Origin of the sequence: Pseudolactococcus reticulitermitis, from assembly GCF_002260845.1 — a bacterium.
GTDB classification, from domain to species: domain Bacteria; phylum Bacillota; class Bacilli; order Lactobacillales; family Streptococcaceae; genus Pseudolactococcus; species Pseudolactococcus reticulitermitis.
The window spans coordinates 418,904-441,188 of sequence record NZ_BEDT01000001.1 but is presented as its reverse complement, the minus strand read 5'-3'; the positions used below and the strand labels follow the sequence as shown (position 1 = coordinate 441,188).

Annotated in this window: 26 protein-coding genes; 25 read left to right on the top strand and 1 reads right to left on the bottom strand. The window is 40.3% G+C overall.

The features are described from left to right. The first annotated feature begins 3 nt into the window (after positions 1-3). From RsY01_RS02155 to RsY01_RS02035, 25 genes are all read left to right on the top strand, one after another. Positions 4-405: a hypothetical protein gene (locus RsY01_RS02155; protein WP_094783917.1), complete on the top strand. Its 402-nt coding sequence runs from the start codon at positions 4-6 to the stop codon at positions 403-405. Continuing rightward, positions 377-2,881, top strand: coding sequence for an ATP-binding protein (locus RsY01_RS02150; RefSeq protein WP_094783916.1), 2,505 nt, complete (start codon positions 377-379; stop codon positions 2,879-2,881). The genes RsY01_RS02155 and RsY01_RS02150 overlap by 29 nt, the downstream gene beginning before the upstream one ends. Positions 2,882-2,896: 15 nt before the next feature. After that, positions 2,897-3,547, top strand: a complete 651-nt coding sequence (locus RsY01_RS02145; protein ID WP_094783915.1) for a nucleotide exchange factor GrpE — start codon at positions 2,897-2,899, stop codon at positions 3,545-3,547. Between the two features lie 23 nt (positions 3,548-3,570). Further along, positions 3,571-5,244 carry a hypothetical protein gene (locus RsY01_RS02140; RefSeq protein ID WP_094783914.1) on the top strand — a complete coding sequence of 558 codons (1,674 nt, stop codon included), beginning with the start codon at positions 3,571-3,573 and terminating at the stop codon, positions 5,242-5,244. A 64-nt stretch (positions 5,245-5,308) separates the two neighbouring features. Then, complete coding sequence (locus RsY01_RS02135; RefSeq protein WP_238594932.1) at positions 5,309-6,295, top strand: phage tail tip lysozyme; 987 nt, start codon at positions 5,309-5,311, stop codon at positions 6,293-6,295. A gap of 10 nt (positions 6,296-6,305) precedes the next feature. Continuing rightward, positions 6,306-6,734 (top strand): hypothetical protein, encoded by a 429-nt coding sequence (locus RsY01_RS02130; RefSeq protein ID WP_094783913.1) that lies wholly within the window; start codon positions 6,306-6,308, stop codon positions 6,732-6,734. A gap of 14 nt (positions 6,735-6,748) precedes the next feature. Continuing rightward, complete coding sequence (locus RsY01_RS02125) at positions 6,749-7,087, top strand: hypothetical protein (protein ID WP_094783912.1); 339 nt, start codon at positions 6,749-6,751, stop codon at positions 7,085-7,087. 179 nt (positions 7,088-7,266) lie between these two features. Continuing rightward, positions 7,267-7,899 carry a hypothetical protein gene (locus RsY01_RS02120; RefSeq protein WP_133063185.1) on the top strand — a complete coding sequence of 211 codons (633 nt, stop codon included), beginning with the start codon at positions 7,267-7,269 and terminating at the stop codon, positions 7,897-7,899. Positions 7,900-7,933: 34 nt separating this feature from the next. Further along, positions 7,934-8,452 (top strand): antirestriction protein ArdA, encoded by a 519-nt coding sequence (locus tag RsY01_RS02115; RefSeq protein WP_094783910.1) that lies wholly within the window; start codon positions 7,934-7,936, stop codon positions 8,450-8,452. 25 nt (positions 8,453-8,477) lie between these two features. Continuing rightward, positions 8,478-9,419 (top strand): DNA cytosine methyltransferase, encoded by a 942-nt coding sequence (locus tag RsY01_RS02110; protein WP_094783909.1) that lies wholly within the window; start codon positions 8,478-8,480, stop codon positions 9,417-9,419. Beyond that, positions 9,416-9,817 (top strand): hypothetical protein, encoded by a 402-nt coding sequence (locus tag RsY01_RS02105; protein WP_094783908.1) that lies wholly within the window; start codon positions 9,416-9,418, stop codon positions 9,815-9,817. The genes RsY01_RS02110 and RsY01_RS02105 overlap by 4 nt, the downstream gene beginning before the upstream one ends. An 11-nt stretch (positions 9,818-9,828) precedes the next feature. After that, entirely contained in the window at positions 9,829-10,038 is a 210-nt protein-coding gene (locus RsY01_RS02100; RefSeq protein ID WP_040525582.1) for a hypothetical protein, read from the top strand. Between the two features lie 31 nt (positions 10,039-10,069). After that, on the top strand, positions 10,070-10,303 hold the full coding sequence (locus tag RsY01_RS10990) for a DNA-binding protein (protein WP_094783907.1): 234 nt from the start codon (positions 10,070-10,072) through the stop codon (positions 10,301-10,303). A 61-nt stretch (positions 10,304-10,364) separates the two neighbouring features. Continuing rightward, the gene (locus RsY01_RS02090; protein WP_094783906.1) at positions 10,365-11,492 is read left to right on the top strand and encodes a tyrosine-type recombinase/integrase; all 1,128 of its coding nucleotides are present in this window, start codon (positions 10,365-10,367) and stop codon (positions 11,490-11,492) included. A 172-nt stretch (positions 11,493-11,664) separates the two neighbouring features. Further along, positions 11,665-12,234, top strand: a complete 570-nt coding sequence (locus RsY01_RS02085) for a thymidine kinase (RefSeq protein ID WP_094783905.1) — start codon at positions 11,665-11,667, stop codon at positions 12,232-12,234. A gap of 28 nt (positions 12,235-12,262) precedes the next feature. Then, the gene (locus RsY01_RS02080; RefSeq protein WP_094783904.1) at positions 12,263-12,775 is read left to right on the top strand and encodes a GNAT family N-acetyltransferase; all 513 of its coding nucleotides are present in this window, start codon (positions 12,263-12,265) and stop codon (positions 12,773-12,775) included. Positions 12,776-12,844: 69 nt separating this feature from the next. Next, positions 12,845-13,918, top strand: a complete 1,074-nt coding sequence (gene prfA / locus RsY01_RS02075; RefSeq protein ID WP_094783903.1) for a peptide chain release factor 1 — start codon at positions 12,845-12,847, stop codon at positions 13,916-13,918. Further along, positions 13,915-14,982, top strand: coding sequence for an A/G-specific adenine glycosylase (mutY, locus tag RsY01_RS02070; RefSeq protein WP_094783902.1), 1,068 nt, complete (start codon positions 13,915-13,917; stop codon positions 14,980-14,982). Before prfA ends, mutY begins: the two co-directional genes overlap by 4 nt. Further along, a complete protein-coding gene (gene prmC, locus RsY01_RS02065) occupies positions 14,979-15,794 on the top strand; it encodes a peptide chain release factor N(5)-glutamine methyltransferase (protein ID WP_094783901.1) in 816 nt (271 codons plus the stop codon). The genes mutY and prmC overlap by 4 nt, the downstream gene beginning before the upstream one ends. Next, the gene (locus RsY01_RS02060; protein WP_094783900.1) at positions 15,787-16,413 is read left to right on the top strand and encodes an L-threonylcarbamoyladenylate synthase; all 627 of its coding nucleotides are present in this window, start codon (positions 15,787-15,789) and stop codon (positions 16,411-16,413) included. Before prmC ends, RsY01_RS02060 begins: the two co-directional genes overlap by 8 nt. Next, positions 16,403-17,656 carry a serine hydroxymethyltransferase gene (glyA, locus tag RsY01_RS02055; protein ID WP_094783899.1) on the top strand — a complete coding sequence of 418 codons (1,254 nt, stop codon included), beginning with the start codon at positions 16,403-16,405 and terminating at the stop codon, positions 17,654-17,656. The genes RsY01_RS02060 and glyA overlap by 11 nt, the downstream gene beginning before the upstream one ends. A gap of 5 nt (positions 17,657-17,661) precedes the next feature. Further along, entirely contained in the window at positions 17,662-18,645 is a 984-nt protein-coding gene (locus RsY01_RS02050; protein ID WP_094784225.1) for a nucleoid-associated protein, read from the top strand. 38 nt (positions 18,646-18,683) lie between these two features. Further along, positions 18,684-19,277: a lysozyme family protein gene (locus tag RsY01_RS02045; RefSeq protein WP_167373209.1), complete on the top strand. Its 594-nt coding sequence runs from the start codon at positions 18,684-18,686 to the stop codon at positions 19,275-19,277. Positions 19,278-19,307: 30 nt separating this feature from the next. Beyond that, entirely contained in the window at positions 19,308-20,918 is a 1,611-nt protein-coding gene (pabB, locus tag RsY01_RS02040; RefSeq protein WP_094783898.1) for an aminodeoxychorismate synthase component I, read from the top strand. Positions 20,919-20,987: 69 nt separating this feature from the next. Then, complete coding sequence (locus tag RsY01_RS02035) at positions 20,988-21,857, top strand: methylenetetrahydrofolate reductase (RefSeq protein ID WP_094783897.1); 870 nt, start codon at positions 20,988-20,990, stop codon at positions 21,855-21,857. A gap of 84 nt (positions 21,858-21,941) precedes the next feature. Here the strand turns inward: RsY01_RS02035 and RsY01_RS02030 are convergent, their stop codons facing one another. Continuing rightward, positions 21,942-22,283 (bottom strand): YrdB family protein, encoded by a 342-nt coding sequence (locus tag RsY01_RS02030; protein ID WP_094783896.1) that lies wholly within the window; start codon positions 22,281-22,283, stop codon positions 21,942-21,944. Positions 22,284-22,285 lie beyond the last annotated feature (2 nt).

Genomic DNA, 22,285 nt, shown 5'->3' with positions numbered 1-22,285 from the left:
GCTATGGCAGAAACGATAAAAAATAAACATCTCTATGCCTATAAGAAAGCCCTGGAGGAACAAAACACTTTTCATACAATCTTTGGTTATCCTCTGTTAAGCCCGATCAAATATTCGTTTGTGGCTTATGCCGCTGTTGTACTGCTTATTGAAACAATTATCTGGTATAGGCTGTTAAAATTTCTTCCGACAGGTTGGTTCTTTGCGGCCGCTTTATTGATTGCCTATAAATTGGGACAAAAATTAGCAGATTGGAAAATTGACGGGAAATATTTTCCAGCTTTTATCCGGGGGTGGCTTAGTTTTTACTTGACCTTTGGCATAAAGCGACACCGCTTTTTCTTAAATAAAGGCATTCTATATGAAATGAGGGAAAATGAATTTAAAAACGAATTTCAAAAATGATATATCGGACATCCATGATAATTTGGTCTTGAAAGATAATGGCGATGTTTATGCGATGTTTGAAGTGCCAAAAGCGATTATCAATAGTATTGATAGAAACGAAAAGGATGGTTTTAAGGCACTAACTGCCAGTGTTTTATCAGGGATAAGAGAGTATAAGAATTTTGATATTTCAATGATACCGCTTGATGTCGCGTTAGATACCATGTATCTGAAATTATCTCAGGATTTTTCGGAAGATACGGAAGATCTAGCCTGGTATATTTTAGATGAGTCTTACACCCGAATTCATGAATCTGTTGATCGGATTTTTGAGTATCATTGGTATCTGACCATCCCACTAAAATCAAGCCATATTTCTTTTGATAAAAAAGAGATGTTTAAAACCAGCATCAACTACTTGACTAAGAAAGTCTATGAGCCTTTAGTGGGGAAAGTTACCTATCAAAAAGATTGGTATTTAGCTTATGAAGTCTATGCGAATGACTTAGAGAAAAAGCTCAGTCTTTTAATGGCAAAACCTCTCAACACACAAGAAACGATTTTTATTAATCGCTTGCAGTATCTACGAGGGATTGACTTTGATCGGGCTTTTGAAGTCAGTGCGACACGTAACACGCTTGAAAATTTAGATGATACTAGCTTGACATGGGAAAATTTCAATATCTTGACCTTGCACAATGGCTTAGAAAAATCGTACTTGGCGATGTTACCGGTTGCTTATATCCCTGAAAATGTCAGTTATTTGCATCTACTAGAAGATATTCAAGGCTTTAATTTTCCGATTGAAACACTTACTAAGGCTATCTTTTCATCAAAGAAGGGGACTTTTTCGGTACCTGCCAAGGCTAACCGTGCGCGATTGCGTCATAATAAGGCGATTGCGGACGGCGATGCGGCAGGTGGGGTAGATCAAAATAAAAAAGAGCGCTCTAAGGCATTAGTTGAAGATTTGCTTGTCAGATCAAATGACGATGAAATCTTGTTGGGCTACTTACAAACGCTTGTTTTTGCAGATCAAAATTATGATGCCTTGGTCGAAAAAATGCGAATTGTCATGGATGCCTGCTCTAAAAATGGGATTGAGCTTGTCAAGGCTCGGGCTGATCAGCTCTATTTATTTTATAAAAATAGACTCACGCAAACTTTGGATGACTCGGATAAAAATTTCATCCAGATTACAACGTTAGACGGATTTGTGGAAAATCTCTTTTTTACGGGACAGAAAGTCGGGCAAGATGTTGGTTTTTATATTGGGCGGATTGATGCTAATAAAGGGTCTTGGTATGGCGATTTTAAAAAGGCGATTGAATCAAGCATCAATTTTGCCTATGTCAATCCATTTCAGGCAAATAAATTGGATGTAGCGGGGAAAGTGACAAGTAATCCACACATTGCGATTACAGGAGATATTGGTGGCGGAAAATCATTTCTGACTAAGTATCTCTTTTTATATTCAAGCCTTTTGAAGGCTAAAACACTCTATATTGACCCTAAAGCTGAAATGCGCCGGCAGTATCTTAAAGTTCTAAAAGAGTATGAAACAAAAGGCATCTATCCTGAAATTCAGGATTACATTAGGTCAATTAATTTTGTCACGTTGGATAAAAATAATCGTTCAAACTGGGGTGCGCTTGATCCTATTGTTTTCCTCAAAGGTGTTGAAGCCAAAGACTTGGCAATTTCGATGACTAATGAAATTTATAGTTTGAGAAATAAAGAGGAGTTTCACAGTGCTTTTCTGGACTCGCTTGACAAACACCTTGCCTTACGTGAGCGTGGCGAAAAAGTAGGGATGCTCACAGTTTTCAGAGACCTTGAAAAACATCGCTCAAAAGCGGTCAGAGTTTCAGCTAATCTCTTAGTAAAAATGGTACAAAATTCTATTTTGTCACTTTGTTTTTCAGACGGTCAAAATCAGGCAGTCGATACGGATAGTCGCATTACTGTGCTTGAAGTGACAGGGCTTGATTTACCTACTGATGAAAAAGATGAACTGAGTGATAGTCAAATAAAATCCTTGGTTGTCATGTATGCTTTGGGACATTATTGCCACAAATTTGGTAGTGAAAACAGAAAACAAGAGACAATTATTTTTCTTGATGAAGCATGGTTTTTCAATGCGACAGCAGTTGGTCGTGGCATTATCAAACGCATTAAACGTGTCGGACGTTCAGAGAATAATTTTCTTGTCTTGATTACACAATCAGTCGATGACACAGCAGATGAAGATGACGGGACAGGCTTTGGAACAATCTTTGCCTTTAATTCAGATACCGAAGCTGAAAAAGTCCTTAATCGCCTGAAAATACCAGTTACTGATGAAACAATCTCATGGTTTGAAAGCATGACAATGGGGCAGTGTATTTTTAGAGATACCTTTGGCAGATGTGAACGGATAACGGTTGACGGTCTTTTTCCTGAGATTAATGTTCTGTTTGATACAGTCGAAACGGATATGAAAGCAGTAGCTTAGAAAGGATGGATAGATATGAAAAAAATAATCGCAAAGATTATCATCGTACTCGCTATTTCTTTCTCGTTTTCTATGATCGCTTTGGCACAAGATTATCCTCAATCCATTGATACAGGCTTAAATCGCTGGGAACTGATTGATAAAGAAAAAGGTTATTATGCGTACAAGTATAATATCTCAGGTGATCATCATGATACCCGAATAGCGACCTATGAAGAAGTGATGAAAGAGGTGGCTGCGCATGAAAAAGAGTCTGAGATGGCAGAAACTCAAATGACTGTCTTGGGTAATCTCTTTAATCAAGTAGCGACTGCGGATAATCCTAGTGAAGATCAGCTGAGAGGGCAAATTGAAATCGTGCAAGCTGAGATCAATAAATTACCTAAAGGGACGGCAAGAGATAGACTACAAGGTCAGCTAGAAAATTATAAGCGACAACTGGCTGATGCGATTGATAATGCCAAAGCCTATGCGGAGGCACAAATCATGTACGCCAAAGCCATAAAGGCTGATGATATTAGTGACTTGTCAGTCTATACATCCTATATGTATATTGAGGACGGTTTTTTTAGCACAAAGGATATTTTCCCCAAAATTATCAATGCGATCGTCCAAGCGATTTTTTTATCCCAAAATTACTTTATTTTATTGTGGCTAAGACGCTGACCTTGATCAGTAGTCAATCTGCAATGGGACAAGTTAATGGTGTTGTGACAACTTCCAAAGATGTCTTTGATAAGGTGCTAGATATCGCTTATCCTTATTTAATCTTCTTTACCAGTTTTATCTTCTTTAAAAAGTTTATCAAAACTGGTAGTACGGGACGTGCGCTCATGAGTGCGGGGAAGTACCTCATGCCTTTCTTTGCAGGCGCGATTCTCTACGCTAATATCACATTAGACGGACAGCCTACGACAGTCATGGCAGGCGGCATAGCTACCGTAAAAAAGGTGACAGATGAATTTACCTCTAAAGTCATCAACAACTTGTCAGTCAATGGCTCACAAATTACGGTGGACGAGAAAAATAATCTGACCGCAAATTCAGTAGAAACTTTGAAAGCAGGAATGTTTGATGCCGTCATCAAGAAACCTTTTGAGGAGATGAATTTCAAAACTGGGAGTATCAAGGGAAACCAAGATATTCTCAACACGGAGTTACTAGCAACTAAAGGCAAGCCATCTAAAGTTGAGGAGTTCAAGAAAAAAAACGAGGCTGAAAGTCGGTTGAGCTTTGTCTCAGTTGGTGGTAAATTTCTTGTGGCGATTGCAGCAGCATTTAAAGGAATTGTACTGACTGTCTTAATTGAGGGAATCTTGATTATGAGCTATGCGATGAATTACTTTGTGATCCTTTTGTTAGCATTTTTGGTGATTATCTTGATCCTTGTTTTGATCCCTAAGTTTTCACACGTTTTGAGTAATTTTCTAAAAACCCTTGGTGTCTTTACAGCACTCGGATCAGCCGGTTTACTGGGGACTCAAATACTACTTTATGTCAATGGTCGAATTGAATCCGGTACAAATAGTATGAACTTGGGTTATTTCTTGACAGTTGTTGTGCAAATTGTCATCTGGACGATCATCTATATAATGCGACACCATATTTTTAGCTTTCTTAAAAAAGGTCAGGCGAGTGTACGGGGTGTTGCGAGAAGTCTTAAACCTAAGTCCGGTAATCGCGGTTTTAAAGGAAAGTCAACGGCTAAGCGAGAACAAGCAAGTAAGATGTTTAAGCGAACTGGTGCAGGCGCTAAAAATAGTTATCAAGTTGCTAAAAAAGCGGGTCAAAAAACAAAAGCCGGTTTTTACAAGGCGAAAGATTTTGTCGAAACTGGTGGTAATAAAGATGAGATGGCTTTTAATGCCAAAGATCGAAAAAATAAAGATAGCTTGAAAAATAAAGATAAGCGCAAACAAGCGCTTAAAGAAGTTTACGCTAATCATCGTGATGAATTGCTGAAAAATCCTGATATAAAAGAGGAAATCCTGAAAAACCAGAGAAAGGCTGACTTTATGGCACAGCGTCAAAAAGAACGTCAAGAAAAGAATCGTCAGGAACAAGTGAAAAAAGGGATTATTCGTGAGAAGGGGACGACTAAAAGGCAACCACGTGAGAACTATCAAAAAGTTCAAGAGCGCTACAAACAGAAAGCTCAGGGTGCAAAATTACGAGATCGGGCTAGAGCAGCCAAACAGAGTAAACCACTATCTGAAAGCTACCAACCACGAAAAGTAACGAAAAAGGGCAGTACAGGTCTCAAAGATAAGAAAAAATCTAAACCAACACAGGATAAATTACTAAGCGGTATTGAGGTTGAGCGAAAAAATAAAATCAAGAGCAAGGCTGGTAAGGTGTTATGAAAAAAATCAAAAGAAGGTTAGCGATCCTATTCCTTGCTTTCTTAGCGTTCTTCCTTTTTTTGTCATGATTGTGGGTGGCAGTGCTAGTGGCGATAGTGAGGGCTTTTCAAGCAGCGCAGGAGGCTTAAATCTTACCGCAAAAGACCTCGCAACTAAAGCCAATGTCTCAGAGGAAAAGGCTCAAAATATCATAGATATTGCTAGTCATTTATTGTCTAAGGAACGTTTCACACTTCAAGGCACATCAGGTGCATTAGCTGTCGCAGAACGTGAGTCAGGATTTGATCCTGAGGCGGTGAATGATTCGGGTGGTGTTGCGGGAATTTTCCAATGGTCGGGTTGGTCAAACAACATTAACGGTAATAGGTGGGCGCAAGCTGAATCTAGAACCTTGTCAATGGAAGTTGAGTTGAAACTTGTGTCTAGCGAGTTAAACGGAGCATACAGGAAAACTAAAGACCTTGTTAGCGTGTCAGAAGACCCTAAACAAGCCAGTTTAGATTGGTCACTCTATTATGAATGTGTTGCTTTAAGTGACGGTCAGACAAAGGCTGATGAGCTTCAAGACAATGCTCAAAAATGGTATGACTTGTTGAAAGATTATGTTGGTTTTGAAAGTGGCGAAACTGTTAGTGGTGTCATGTCAACGAAAATCCCTAGTGGTTGGGAGATTGATACACCTTATAATGGCCAAGCCTATGAGGGTTCAAGTGCTTATCCTGAGGGGCAGTGTACTTGGTACGTTTATAATCGGGCTTATCAACTAGGCGTAAAATTTGACCCTTATATGGGGAATGGCAGCGCATGGTCAGGTAAATCGGGATACACGGTTTCGCATGAACCCAAAGCACATACAGCGCTTAGTTTTTTACCAGGGCAAGCAGGTGCAGATGTTGCTTATGGGCACGTAGCCTTTGTGGAGGCGGTTAAAGATGATGGTAGCATACTGATTTCAGAAATGAACGTTACAGGTGTTGCACGGTTGACTGTTTCTTATCGCGTATTTTCGGCTGATGAGGCTAAAAATTTTTGGTTTGTGGAAGGTAAGTGAGGAGATAACGATGACACTAGAAAATGACATTAAAAAAATAGCAAGTCTGATTTACGATCAGCTAAATGAAGATTCCTATTTATGGACTTATGACACCATGGATGAAATGGACGTACCCGAAAAACTTCAAGAGGAGGTCGCAGAAAAACTGTTTTCCTTAGCAAGTGATTATGATATTGGATTGTTGGGTGTTGCTTTTGAACATAGCGATAACGATGGTGCTTTAGGATATTGGGGATTATTAGGTTGTTCCGTAGATGAAATAACGATTTATGATTGTGTTTATGAAGTGGTAGAAAAAGAGTCTTTAGGTGATATTGATTATACTAGCACTTTCGTTAAAAATTTTGTATCTAAATTCAATGCGTGTGTTGACTATTTACAGGCAGAAGAAAGTAAATTGCTTAAATCATTAGAAGTACAAGGTTATAAGTATTAGTGAAGTGAGGTAAAATGGCAGATGAATTTAATACACTCGTTGCGACCTCCTTTGAGATTGAGCGTGAATATCGAGTCAAAAAAATAGAAAATGTGACGATTGGGGTAGCGATTAAAAAGCGCCCTTTTATTGTCGTCAACGTTGGGAATATTTACTCAAATATGGTGGGGATTGATACTTTTCTATACGAAGAGGATTTAACATTAATCGAGAGTAGTCAATTGGGAAAATATAATTTAGATAGTCTAATGATTGCGAATCATGCAGTATTGGATCATCAAGAAGAAATTGAGTTGGCATTGGAAAATATCAAGGAACGCTATTTGGAGGAACTTGAAAGAGGTGAGAAATGAAAAATATTAAGCAAATAATGATTAGTATGATTAAGAGAATTAGTAGCACAACAATTACTCAACGATATTTTGTGAGTAGTGTTGTGTTTTTGTTTGGTGTTGGTTTCTTGATCCTAGCACAGATTAGAGGGGGAGAAAATACTAAAAAATTTCAAAGTCAAAGTGATGGAAAGACAGTGTTGAAATGGTCCCAACTAACGAAAAAGCAAGTTGTCGCATCTGAAACTGAAAGCCAGAAAACGATTGAAATGGGTGGAACTTCGAACTCAAAAACCGAGGGAACTTCTCAATCAGAGCCTGCCTCCACCGTTATCGACAAAGATACAACTGTTGAAAATGTTGTCACCACAAGTCCACCAATTATAAGTGTTAGTGCAGAGGTTGTTAATCGCTGTGGCACAACTGGTAGTCCGTTATATCACGACGGCTTACCATCCGCAAATGAGGTTACCTCACTCACATTTAATAGTCAGGATGGTAATGTGACCACTTTTGATTATTATTTTAAGGATATTTTATCTATTTCTAGCTATGGTCGTCAGGCTGAAGGGATTCAAACGGGACAGCTAATTGTGACAGTCCATAATAATGGCACAGCAACAATTAGAATCACAGGTGGTGTGCCACAAGTCACAAACGTGGGTTCGGAAGTAGTCGATATCCAAAGCTATTCGGTGGGGGAGACGCGGACAGTTGGTGTCGCTGCGGGTCAACAGATTCAAGGTTTACTTGTTCAACAGTCTTTTGGGCAATCGCCGTTGGGATCAGTTGATAATTTATCAGGAGATTATTTATTGACCTTTAATAAGTAATGTTTGAATACTGAGAATTAATAAGGAGTAATGAATGAGCCAAGAAATAAATATTTGGGTTTCAAATCTTGGAAAATATAACGAGGGGATTCTTCAAGGGGCATGGTTTACATTGCCAACTGAAATGTCTGAAATTCGCAAGAAAATTGGATTGAATGAGAGGTATGAAGAATGGGCGATTCATGATTATGAAGCCCCGTTTAAGATTAGTGAATATGACGATATTGGTACATTAAATGAGATTGCGGAGTTGATTGAAGAAACAGAAATTCCAGATGTCGTCTGGAATAACATGAGTGAACTACTTGATTATTTTAGCGGTTCAGTACTAGATTTGATTGAGAACTGTGAAAATTTTATGATCAATTCAGATATTGAAAATGAGTATGATTTGGGGCAGGCTTACATTGAAGATCTCGACGTAGAATTTCCCCGAACTTATCTAGGGAATACCATTGAATCGTATATTGATTATAAATCTCTTGGCAGAGATATAGCATTATCATCACAAGGTAAATTCTTAGATGGATGTTGGGTAGAATATATTGGATAAATAATGCAAAAAGAAAGCAGATAATATGACAATAAAAATTTTAGAACTTTTTGGTGGGATTGGTAGTCCGAGAGTTGCGCTACGCAATCTTGGCACTGATATTAAATCAATAGATTATGTCGAAATTGATGCGAAAGCAGTTGCATCTTATAATGCTATTTTTGCCTCAGACTTAAAATATAAAACACAGTCGGTCATTGATTGGGAGTTGAAACCTGACATTTTGATACATGGTTCACCTTGTCAAGATATTTCAATTGCCGGAAGGCATCTAGGTGCGGATGCGGGGAGTGGGACCAGATCAAGTTTAATGTGGGAAACGCTGAAAATTATTGAGAATTTCGGTAAATGGCAGCCTAAAATTGTGATCTGGGAAAACGTCAAAGCTGTCCTATTTAAAAGTATGAATGAGAATTTCAACAAGTACTTACGAGAGATGGAGAGTTTGGGTTATACCAATTCTTATGCGGTTTTAAATGCACTGGATTTTGGACTGCCACAACAACGTGAGCGTGTTTTTACGATCTCTATACTAAATGGTGAGGCGTTTGATTTCAACTCAGTGGGACGATTACCTATGCGTCCACTCTCAAATTTCATAGAAAAAGATGTAGATGAAAAATACACGATTAAAGCGCCAAGTATGCTTGATCGAATCGGGTCACCTTCGGATAAAAAGAAATTCAAAGGTTACTTGAAAATTATTGATGACAAGGTTTATACGATTACAACAAGTCAAGATCGTGTCCCTAATAGCGGAGTGATTGATTTAGGTAATGGAAAATATAGGGTACTGACTGAAAAAGAGTGTTGGTTGTTACAAGGGTATTCCACAGATGATTTTGAAGTAGCAGCTAAAGTGTCAAGTAAAACTCAGCTTTATAAACAGGCCGGCAATAGTATTCCTGTACCGATTTTTGAAAGTCTCTTTAGAGTGCTTTTGAAAGATTTTGAGGAAGATTTTTGATATCAAAATTAAGTCAAGAAGAAATAAGTAGATTTAAACGTCACCTTGTAGCAACAGTTAATAATTTAATAGATAGAAGTTTTCTGGACTATATATCGGACGGTGAAGCATACGCGGAAGAATTTGAGCATAATGTTCAAAACTATGTGGATGCTTATGGTTTGAAGGCGGCTTATGATTACTGGAATAACATTCCTTCAGGCGAATCTATCAATGTAGATACAAGTTGGTATGATGGTTCAGAATTTATCTCTATTGAAAATTATGTTGAAAATATTTTACATTCGGAAATCTGCATCAGAGAGTTTGCATTGGATGAGTATATGGAGTATTTAGATGAAAATTTGGATGAATTTATGGAAATTGCGAAAGAAACAATTCGTACATTTTTCGGATAGGAGTGGTAAACATGACAAGTATTGTAAGAACTTCAAAAGGTCAGTGCCCTAGATGTTTAAGCACCGACTTGGAATATTATGATAGTTTTGGTGACTATGATAAATTTGATCAATATCTATCAAACTGTCTTAATTGCGGGGCAAAGGTCACGGAGTACTACAAAAAGGTTTATACAAACTCTGTGGCAACTTTTAAAGAGGAAGATGACGAAAGGTATTAACCAATATAGATAAAATAAAGTAGGGTAAAATATGGCTATAAATGAAGAAAATAATTCTGTTAAAAAATACGGCAATAAGCAAGAAATTTGTGAGTTTTTTGGTGTTTCATTGGGAACACTCTCAAACGATTTAACGAAAATGAGACGTGATCCTAATTTCAAAGATTGTATTTTGCAACCAAGTCACGGACGGGTCTATATTTCGATAATAGGGTATGAAAGGTATCTCAAATTTTGCTCTGAATCGCTGAAAAAGAGATATTAACATGATATAATAGAGAGTATCAGTTTACTCTCTATTTTTTTTTGACGAAAGGTAGAGATATATGTATAAGATAAAACTATCAAGCGGAAAGTATAAATTTTTTGATAAATATCAAGGTGTTGACGGGAAATGGCGACAAGTTTCTTGCACCATGAACTCAACAAGTCGAGAATCAAAAAAAATTGCTCAAAATACGCTTGAATTAAAAATTAAGGAGAAACTCGGAAAAAACAAATCTTCTTCAAAACTAAAAAAAGTAACAGTTAATGAAGTTTATGCGGAATCTTCTAAAATTCGTAAAGCGGAATTAGCTGAAACAACTTTCCTAAATGAAACTTATGGTTTAAAAGACTTTATTGCAACCTTTGGTGAACGAATTATTTCAGATATAGAAACACTGGAGATGCAAGAATATCTATTTTCAAAAGAATACTCGAATAAAACGCGTCATACTTTAAAATTGCGAATTAGTAAAGTTTTTGAATATGCGTACCAAATGGGTATTACTGAGTTTAATATCATGGATAGAGTTATCTTGCCCAAAGATAAGAAAACTCTTGAAAGTATTGCAAAGCGAAATCAAAAATTCTTTACGCTAAATGAGATGCGTCTTCTTTTGAATAGCATGAGAAAAAATGCTTATGACGATGAACAACTTTTATTTGCTGACTGTGTTGAATTTTTATTTTTGACAGGATTGAGGATTGGTGAGGCAATGGCCCTCCAATGGTCTCACGTTGACGTGTTAAACGCAACGATGTATATAGAATACAGTTGGAATGCAAATCTAAGAAAATTAGGGCCGACAAAGAATGCTCAGTCAATACGATATGTTTTTTTGAATCAACGATGTTTAGAAATACTGGATAGACTTCGAAAACGGAATCTAAATTCAAATTTTGTCTTTGTTAAATCAAATGGGTTTCAAATTTCCAATCAAGCAATTAATCTTTACATGAAAATGGAAGGGGCTAGAGCTAACTTATTTGGAAAAGATTCATCTATATTTTCAGCGCATATGCTCCGTCATAGCCACATCACTCAGATGGCAGCACTAGGTGTGCCACAAAAAGCATTGATGGAGAGAGTTGGACATAGTGATTCACGTATTACGAATAATATTTACACGCACGTATTACCGGAATCACGCCAAGAAATGAATCTAAAACTGAATAATATTGTTATTTAATTTAGCACCAAATTAGCACCATAGAACGTAAAAATTAGCACCAAAAAGTATACAAAACGAGGGAAATACGGGGAAGTATGAGGAAGTTAAACATTCTTATTATCAGCCTAAAGCCAATATTTATAAGGGTTTGGGGAATAGTGAGGAAGACTAGTGAAAGAGTGAAAATTTTATGGCACAATTATATTTCAAGTACGGCACAATGAACAGCGGCAAATCAATCGAAATTCTCAAGGTTGCACATAACTACGAGGAGCAGGGAAAACCTGTCGTGATTATGACGAGCGCCCTTGATAACCGTGATGAGATTGGCGTCGTCAGCTCGCGGATTGGCATGCGCGAACAGGCTGTGCCGATTGATGCAGCCTTAGATGTTTTTGATTACGTTGCGAAATTGCCAGAAAAACCCTACTGCATTTTAATAGATGAAGCGCAATTTCTCAGCAAAAAAAATATCTATGATTTTGCTCAAGTCGTAGATGAACTCAACGTGCCAGTCATGGCTTTTGGCCTGAAAAATGATTTTCAAAATGAATTATTTGAGGGCAGTAAATATCTCTTATTACTAGCTGACAAAATCGAAGAAATCAAAACGATTTGCTGGTTTTGTAGCAAGAAAGCGACCATGGTTTTGCGCACAGAAAATAATCAGCCTGTCTACGAAGGCAGTCAAATTCAAATCGGTGGCAATGAAAGCTACCTACCCGTTTGCCGGAAACATTGGTTTAAGCCAGAACTTTAAAATTCAGTAAAAAATAGGAAGACAGCGCATGATAACTGAAACCGAACGCCTTTACCTACGTGAAATCACGCAAGAAGATTACCCAGTGATTGCTAAAATTCTCCAAGATGATGTCGCTATGTTTGCCTATAATGGTGCCTTTTCTGATGAAGCAGTGGCGCAGTGGTTTGATAATCTGATGACCCAGTACCAAACGCGTGGCTTCAGTTTGTGGGCAGTCGTTTTAAAAGAAAACGACCAAGTCATCGGTCAATGTGGTCTAACTCTCCAGCAAGTCGACAATGAGACGGTCACAGAAATAGGCTATTTATTTGACCGAGATTATTGGCATCAGGGCTATGCCATAGAGGCAGCACAGGCTTGTAAAACTTACGCATTTGACGTTTTAGGTGTTAGTCGCGTTTATTCAATCATTCGGGATAACAATATCGCCTCCATGAACGTCGCCATTCGTAATGGCATGACTGTCCGGACTAAATTTATCAAAACCTATAGAGGAATTGAGATGCCGCATTTTGCCTTTGCTGTTGATAGAAGTTAGCTAAGCTTGCTCAAATACCTACTACCATTGACAAGAAAAATATAGAAAATAAGGAAGTAAAAAAATCATATGTTTGACCAATTACAAATTATGGCTGACCGCTACGAAGAATTAGGCGGTTTGCTGAGCGACCCAGAAGTCGTTAGTGATACCAAGCGATTTATGGTCTTGTCAAAAGAAGAAGCGTCTCTGCGTGAAACCGTTGCAGCCTACGAGCGCTATGTCGACGTAACGACGGGGATTTCAGATGCCGAAGAGATGTTGTCAGACTCAAGCCTTGACGCTGACGAAGCTGAGATGTTCAAAGAAGAGCTCAAAGCACTGAAAGCTGAAAAAGCAACTTTAGAAGAAGACATCAAAATTTTATTATTGCCAAAAGATCCGAATGACGATAAAAATATTATCCTCGAAATTCGGGGTGCTGCTGGTGGTGATGAAGCTGCGCTTTTTGCGGGCGATTTACTATCTATGTATCAAAAATATTCTGAAAATCAAGGTTGGAAATTTGAGATTTTGGAGTCCAATGTGACCGAAATCGGTGGCATCAAAGAAGTCTCAGTCATGATTTCAGGCAATAGCGTCTACTCGAAACTCAAATATGAAAGTGGCGCGCACCGTGTCCAACGTGTGCCAAAAACAGAGACTCAGGGGCGTGTCCATACCTCAACAGCAACGGTGCTTGTCATGCCCGAAATCGAAGATTTCGACATCGACATTGACCCCAAAGATCTGCGCATCGACATCTATCACGCTTCTGGTGCCGGCGGGCAGAACGTCAATAAGGTCGCAACAGCCGTTCGGATCGTCCATGAGCCGACGGGGATCAAGGTTGAAATGCAGGAAGAACGCAATCAGCAGAAAAATCGTGATAAGGCCATGAAAATCATCAATGCTCGTGTTTACGATTACTTCGCGCAAATCGAGCAGGATAAAAACGATGAGTTTCGCAAGTCGACCGTCGGGACAGGTGATCGTTCTGAGCGGATTCGTACCTACAACTTCCCGCAAAATCGCGTGACCGACCACCGGATTGGTCTGACCCTGCAAAAACTTGACACCATCTTGTCAGGCAAGTTAGACGAAGTCGTGGATGCCCTGATTCTCTTCGACCAAACGCAAAAACTTGAGGCATTGAAACAATGACGAGCTGGTATGACGCTGATGGTCATTTATCCGAGGACATGATTGCAGACTTTCGTCAAACTTTGCTAACTTGGTACGATGAAAGCGGACGGACACACCTCCCTTGGCGGATAGACAAGGAACCGTATCACATCTGGGTCAGCGAGATTATGCTGCAACAAACTCAGGTCGAAACAGTCATCCCTTACTATGAGCGTTTTCTGGCAGAATTACCAAGGGTGCAAGATTTGGCTGAAGCAGATGAAGAAGTTCTGCTCAAACTCTGGTCAGGCTTAGGCTATTATTCTCGCGTGAGAAATATGCAAAAAGCTGCCCAACAAGTCATGGCAGACTTCGACGGTCAGTTTCCGTCAACGAGTCAAGCCCTACAAACCTTAGCGGGGATTGGCCCTTATACAGCAGCAGCGATTGCCAGTATCAGTTTTGATGAAGTCGTGCCAACGCTTGATGGTAATATGTTTCGTGTCTTTGCAAGACTGCTGAAAATCGATGCGGACATTGCCCAGCCTAAAACTCGGAAAATTTTTTACGGCATCATTTTACCGATTGTCGATCCTGAGCGCCCGGGTGATTTTAATCAGGCTGTCATGGACTTGGGGACTTCTTTGATGAGTGCTAAGACAGAGACGTTTGCAGAGTCGCCTTTTGCCCGCTTTAATCTCAGTTATCAAGATGGTACAGAATTGACTTTTCCGGTCAAGTCCAAAAAGGTCAAGCAAGTCCAGAAGTTTTATGCGGCGATTATCTCTGAGAAAGACGGTCTCTTGGCTTATCAACAGCGCCCTAAAACCGGTCTGCTTGCTAACTTTTGGACCTATCCTTTGGTAGAATTTGACTCATGGGATGCGATTTATGACGGTGTTTTTGAGCAATTCAAAGATGCCAAGCAACTGAATATCACGCCAGTTACACACATCTTCACCCATCAAAAATGGCAAGTCATGCTTGTTCAGGTTGCAGATAATCTTGACACATGGACATATCTGTCAGATGATGCTTATGAAGCACTACCACAGACGACCCTACAGCTTAAACTTCAAGCAGCTTTGAAAGAGAATTTATGACTTACTTACAAGCCTTTCGAAAATATGAAAAACAATTGGCGCGGCCAGAGGAGTTGCGCTATGTTTTTCGTTATGGGCGAAAACTGAGCTATACCGACTTTATCCTATTGCTCAACACGGCAATTTCTGACGCTGACCAAGCCTATCTCGCAGAGATAGTTGACAGATTATCAAAGGATGAGCCAGCCCAGTATATCGTCGGGGAAACTGAGTTTTACGGGTTAACCCTCGATGTCGATGCGCGTGCCTTGATTCCGCGACCCGAAACAGAAGAACTCGTCGCCTTGATTTTGGCGGAAAATGCGTCAGATGATTTGAAAGTCCTAGATATTGGGACGGGGACAGGTGCGATTGCCCTGTCACTCGCAAAAGCGCAGCCGACTTGGCATGTCCTAGCCAGCGATATTTCATCAGATGCACTAGACTTGACACAGCAAAATGCGACGAAAAATGCGATAAAAAATGTCAATTTTACATTATCAGACGTTTTCAGTAACATTTCAGAAAACTATGATATGATAGTTTCAAATCCCCCTTATATCGCAGATTTTGAAAAGGTGGATATGGCTAAAAATGTCCTGGACTATGAGCCACACCTTGCCCTATTTGCTGAGGATAATGGGCTTGCCATTTATCAAAAGCTAGCCAAAAATGCCGTATCTTATTTAACAGACAATGGCAAAATTTACTTGGAAATTGGGCATTTACAAGGCCAAGCTGTGAGCCAACTTTTTCAGCACCATTTTCCTGAAAAACGGGTCAGAGTGTTACAAGATTTAGCCGGAAAGGATAGGATGATCGTCATTGACTGAATTACTTTCGCCACAAGCACCAGAGGCTGTCACACGTGCCGTCGATTTAATCAAATCAGGCCAATTAGTCGCTTTGCCGACTGAAACGGTCTATGGCTTATTTGGTCTCGCATTAGATGATGAGGTGGTCAAAAACATCTATCATGTCAAGCATAGAGCCTTTGACCACGCCCTTAATCTGAACATTTCAAGTTTTGAGCAACTGAAACTTTTCTCTCAAAATCAACCAAAATACCTAGAAAAGTTGTATAATAAATTTATGCCTGGCAGCCTAACGATGATTTTAGAGGCCAATGAAACAGTCCCTAGTCTTGTCAATAACGGTATGAAAACAGTCGGCTTTCGTGTCCCAGCCAATCAAACGACGCTTGCAATTTTACGTCAAACAGGCCCCCTAGTGGGTCCTTCTGCTAATCTGACTGGTAATCCAAGCCCCAAAACGGCACAAGACGTGTTGAAAGATTTGGACGGTCAGATTGCAGCTGTTGTAGTAGCTGATGAGAGTATTTCGGGCATTGATTCGACGATTGTAGATTTGACAGGTAAGACGCCCATAATCTTGCGCCAAGGTGCGCTAACTTTAAGAGAAATTATCGAGGAGATAAAGGATGATATTTGACCAGCCAAACTACGAAGCTTTTGATTCAGAACTCTGGGATGCCATCCATGCAGAGGAAAAACGTCAACAACAAAATATTGAACTCATCGCCTCTGAAAATGTCGTTTCAAAAGCTGTGATGGCCGCTCAAGGCTCGCTTTTGACCAATAAATATGCTGAAGGCTACCCTGGTAATCGTTACTATGGTGGGACTGAATGCGTCGATATTGCTGAAAACTTAGCCATTGACCGTGCTAAAGCACTTTTTGGTGCAAAATTTGCCAATGTTCAAGCGCACTCAGGCTCACAAGCCAATGCTGCAGCTTACTTGGCTTTAATCGAACCCGGTGACACCGTCATGGGGCTTGATTTGGCAGCTGGTGGTCATTTGACACACGGCTCACCAGTCAATTTTTCAGGTAAAACGTATAACTTTATCGGCTACAATGTTGATAAAGAAACAGAATTATTGGATTACGACCAAATTTTATCGCAAGCTAAAGCAGCACAACCTAAGTTGATTGTTGCGGGTGCCTCTAGCTATTCACGGACGATTGATTTTGCAAAATTCCGTGACATCGCTGATGCTGTTGGTGCGAAATTCATGGTGGATATGGCACACATCGCTGGTTTGGTGGCAGCTGGTCTGCACCCTAACCCAGTACCCTATGCTGATATTACAACCTCTACGACCCACAAAACGCTCCGTGGCCCGCGTGGTGGACTCATTTTAACAAATGACGAAGTTTTGGCGAAGAAAATTAACTCTGCCATCTTCCCAGGGATTCAAGGTGGTCCTTTGATGCACGTTGTGGCAGCGAAAGCTGTTGCTTTTAAAGAGGCGTTAGACCCTAGCTACAAGGACTATCAAGCGCAAGTCATCAAAAACGCTAAAGTTATGGCTGAAACCTTTGAAAATGCTGGCTTACACGTCGTTTCTGGCGGAACAGATAATCACATGTTCATGCTTAAAGTCACTGATTTTGGCATCAACGGTAAAGAAGCACAAAATCTCTTGGATACCGTGTCGATTACTTTGAACAAAAATGCAGTGCCATATGAAACTTTGAGCCCGTTTAAAACATCAGGTGTCCGGATTGGTTCAGCTGCTGTGACATCACGTGGTTTCAAAGAAGGAGAAGCAAGGAAAGTTGCAGCATTTATCATTCGTGCGTTCCAAAACAAGGATGACCAAGCCGTGCTTGCACAAATCAAATCAGAAGTGATTGCCTTGACTGACGCATTCCCACTTTACGAAAAATAATGACAATGGACATCTATATCAAAAAAGCGATTTTGCACGCTTTTGACCCCGGTCAACCAGAGATTACTTTCTCGGAAAATCTCATGGAGTTGACACCCGTCATGCTTGACTATGTGACGAAAAAAGTAGAAAAAATCTATTCTGATGATGCCAAACGTGGCGTTTTATCAGAAGAAAATCACTTTTTATCACTAATGACAGATGATTTTATCCCCTCAACGATTGCCGTTGCGAATTTCTGGCGAGAAGAGTTTATCTTGTCAGAGAAGCAAAAGCAAAATGACTTGCTTTTTGTTGCCTACGAATTAGACACCCAGCCACATTTTGCTTTTATCAGGTTGTCGCTGCGGGATTCTTTTTCGCATGACTTTGATACGGTAACCGGACAAATCAAGATTCGTAAAACCGAATCGTCATTGCCCGGGGCTGGTTCAGCTGCTGATGAAGCCATTGCCATCAATCGCAACACATTCAGCTACCATTTGCTGGAAAAACGGATTAAATACAACGGTAAAAACTACAACTATTTTTCAGAGAATCTGCTAGCTGAAAAGCCTGAGATTTCAGTCAATAAAGCGATTAAAACGATTAAAAAGACGGCAGAGTCTGTCGCCAAGTCTTACGACGATGATGAGTTTGCCTTTTCGCAAAAGGTGCAAAATGCGGTTTTTCATGCCGTCGAAAAACAGGAAAATCTCAATCCAGAAGCACTAGCAGACCAGTTATTTGCAGATAATCTGACGGCGCGTTTGGCCTTTAAGGATCAAGTCAAGGCAGAAATCCCTGACAAAATCCGGTTTGAGCAGATGCCGATGGAAAAAATTGAGAAAAAACTATCCAATCAAAAACTGTCCTTGTCAAATGGGATTGAGATGATTGTTCCTCAAAGTCTGTATGAAGATGCTGAGACGGTCGAATTTATCCAAAATGATGACGGGACTTACTCGATTATCATCAAAAATATCGAGGAAATCAAGAACAAATGGTAAGCTCTACTCGCTAAAGACGAGGTGGAAAGGAGGACATATTGCTAAAAAAAATTAGAAATCTATTCCTCCTGATTATCCTTGTGGGAGTTGGTTTTTGGGTCTACCGCACGCATGAAAACGTCAAGAACGTCATGAAATACGATGACTTTGTCACGCAGACTTTAGAAAAACATGGTGTCTCAGGCAATCGCGAGTTAGTCCTGTCGATTATCTACACCGAAACCAAGGGGAAACGCACCGATGTCATGCAGTCGACTGAGTCGACCCATGATACGATTGAGACCGAAGAGGACAGCATTCATCAAGGCATTACCAATCTAACCGAAATGCTGGAATATGCCCATGAAAAAGGCGTCGACGTCTGGACGGGCGTCCAAGCCTATAATTTTGGCAAAGCCTATGTTGACTATATCGCCAAAAATGGCGGTAAGAACACTTTAACTTTGGCGGAGGCTTATTCTAAAGATGTCGTTGCCCCGAGTTTGGGCAATACGACAGCCGAGGAATATTATCACATTACGCTGAATTCGCTTTTGTTCAATAAAGGCAAGCTCTATAAAAATGGTGGCAACATTTTCTACGCGAAAGAAGTGCGCTGGAACATGAAAATCGTTCATTTATTTAACTGGTGAAAGCCAGTTTTTTGCTATAATAAAAGAACGATGATGATCTATGATGATAAAAAATTTGAGCACCCTATAGCTACGCTGATAGCTTTTGACAAGGCGAGTGTGATTGCAGCCTTGACTGAAATTGAAAAATGGCAGCAGACACATTATCTGGTTGGCTATATCCGTTATGAAGCTAAGGACGTTTTCCTAGGCAAGCCAATCAAGTCTGAAAGCCCCCTCCTCTACTTTCAAGTTTTTGATGGCTTCACGCCCTACCTCCCGAAAAATGCGCCAGAGCTCAGCCTCACCGCCCAAGCGCAGCTGACCTTTTCAGATTACGCAGACGCCATTGCTGAGATTAAACAAGAGCAACGAGTTGGCAACACCTACGAAGTCAACTATACTTATGACTATCAAGTGCCTTATACTGGCGATGACTTAGCGCTCTACGAACACCTCTTAACTAAGCAACGGACGCCTTATAATACCTTTATCAAAAATGAGTACGACACCCTACTCAGCTTTTCGCCTGAACTTTTCTTTGAAATTGAGGAGCAGCATATCACGACGCGGCCGATGAAAGGCACGGTCAAGCGGGGACAGTCAGCAGCAGAAGATGCTGAACGCATTGCCTTTCTTAAAACAGATGAAAAAAATCGCGCTGAAAATGTCATGATTGTCGATCTCATGCGTAATGATTTGGGCAGAATTGCGGAGAACGGGAGCGTCAAAGTCACCAAGTTATTTGAAGTGGAAACACACGCCACCGTTCATCAGATGACCTCGCAAATCGAGGCAGACTTGAAACCAGACACCGATTTGTTGATGATTTTTCAAGCCCTATTCCCTAATGGTTCTGTGACAGGCGCGCCGAAAATCTCAACCATGGCCATTATTGAGCGTCTGGAGCAGGGCAGTCGTGACATTTACTGTGGTGCCATTGGCTTTTTAAGTCCAGAGAAGCTGACCTTTAGCGTGCCCATTCGCATCTTGCAACGCCAGACGGGTGCTGATGCGTTTAAATATCGGGTGGGTGGCGCCATTGTTTGGGATTCGGATACCGCCGATGAATGGTTGGAGACCCAGACGAAAACGGCTTTCTTACAAGATGATATTCAGCTGATTGAGACGATTCAAGTTGAAAATGGTCAGCTGACTTTTAAGGCTGAGCACTTCGAGCGACTGCAAAAATCGGCTGCTTACTATGGGTTTAGGTTCAATCCTGATATTTTGAATTTCCAACCCGAACAAGATGGTATGCTACGCTTGGTCCTCAGTCGTGACGGTAAGTTTGAGACCTCTTATCGACCGATTAAAGCTTTCAACACCGTTGCTTTATCCCCCATGACCATTGACAGTCATGCCAATTTTCTTGCGCATAAAACAACCTACCGACCTTATTTTCAAGCCAAAGATGAAATTTTTGTCAATGAACGTGGTGAGCTAACGGAAATGTCGCGTGCTAATCTAATTCTTGAAATCAATGGCGAGTGGTTGACGCCGCCTTTATCAAGTGGGTTATTGCCGGGAATTTATCGCCAATATTTATTAGATGCTGGTAAGTGTCGTGAGCAAGTCCTATACCGAGAAGACTTAACCCGAGCAGATAAGATTTTCTGCTGTAACTCAGTTCAGGGTATCAGAGAAGTTGTTTTGCTATAACTTGAAACTATAACCAATCGCTATTTTTAACAAATTTCCAATTCAGGTAAAGTTTGTTAGAATAGTCTTATGAAAATAACTGACATCTATCGAGCAAAAAATATCCAGAAGAAATCTGTCATTTCTCTAGAAATCTTCCCGCCCAAAACTGATGCGGGGATTGAAACCATTTATCAAACCGTGGCTGGCTTGACCCACAAACCAGATTATATTAGTGTAACTTATGGCGCCATGGGCAATGTCGGTCAGGAAAATAAGACGCTAGAGATTGCTGAAAAAATCAAAAAAGCCTATGGCATCGAAACCATGCACCATTTGACGTCGATTCATAATAATCCGGAGCAAATCACAGAAATTTTGGCTGAGATTAAGGCTAAAAACGTCCAAAATATTTTAGCCTTGCGTGGGGATCTGCCGAAAAACACAGATGTAACAGGCTGTCCGGATAGTTATCATTATGCGCACGAACTCATCACGGACATTAAAAAAGCGGGCGATTTTGACATCGCTGCCGCCATTTATCCAGAAGGCCATGTCGATAGTCCACTGGATGTTGAGAATATCGAGCATGTCAAACGCAAATATGATGCAGGCGCTAATTTTTTTATCAGTCAGCTCTTTTTTGACAATGCCAAATTTTTAAGGCTTAATGATTATATTAAAAATTCAGGGATTGAAGCACCGATTGCCGCAGGTATTATGCCAGTCCTGCAAAAATCTCAAGTGGAACGCATGATTTTCTTCGGGGCTAGCCTACCGACACGCTTGATTAAAATCATCAACAAATACAAGGATTCGCCAGAAGACCTGCAAAAAGCGGGCATGGACTACGCCTGCAAGCAAATCGACGACCTCCTAGCTCGTGGCGTCGATGGCGTACATATCTACACCATGAACAAACCTTTTGTCGCGAATACGATGATGGATCGCTATTTGTAAAGTCATCAAAAATACCTTGGCTAATCAGGAAATGAAACCTGACCATCCAAGGTATTTTTATCTTAATTGGTTATTTTGAAGTCATTAAAGTGTTTTAAAATAAAGACTGAGACCTAAGTGGAGCATAACCAAAAGTCCAAAGCCAACCGCAAATGTGGTCTGTTTCATGTTAAAAAGGCAACAAGTCACACTGCCAAAGATGAGACATTTTATTAGAAGGAGCTGGATACCGTCTAGTCGATAACTTGATGTCGGCGCACACCAAATCCCCCAGACAACACTCATGACGAGCGGTGCCAAGATGGCAACGACGATACGCACAATCCTATCCGCTTGGAGATGAAAGCCCCAATAACCTAAAATAACAAGCGCACCCATTTCCAATAAAAAAGCAAGGCCAAAATTGGCAATTTTGATAATCGTCATGC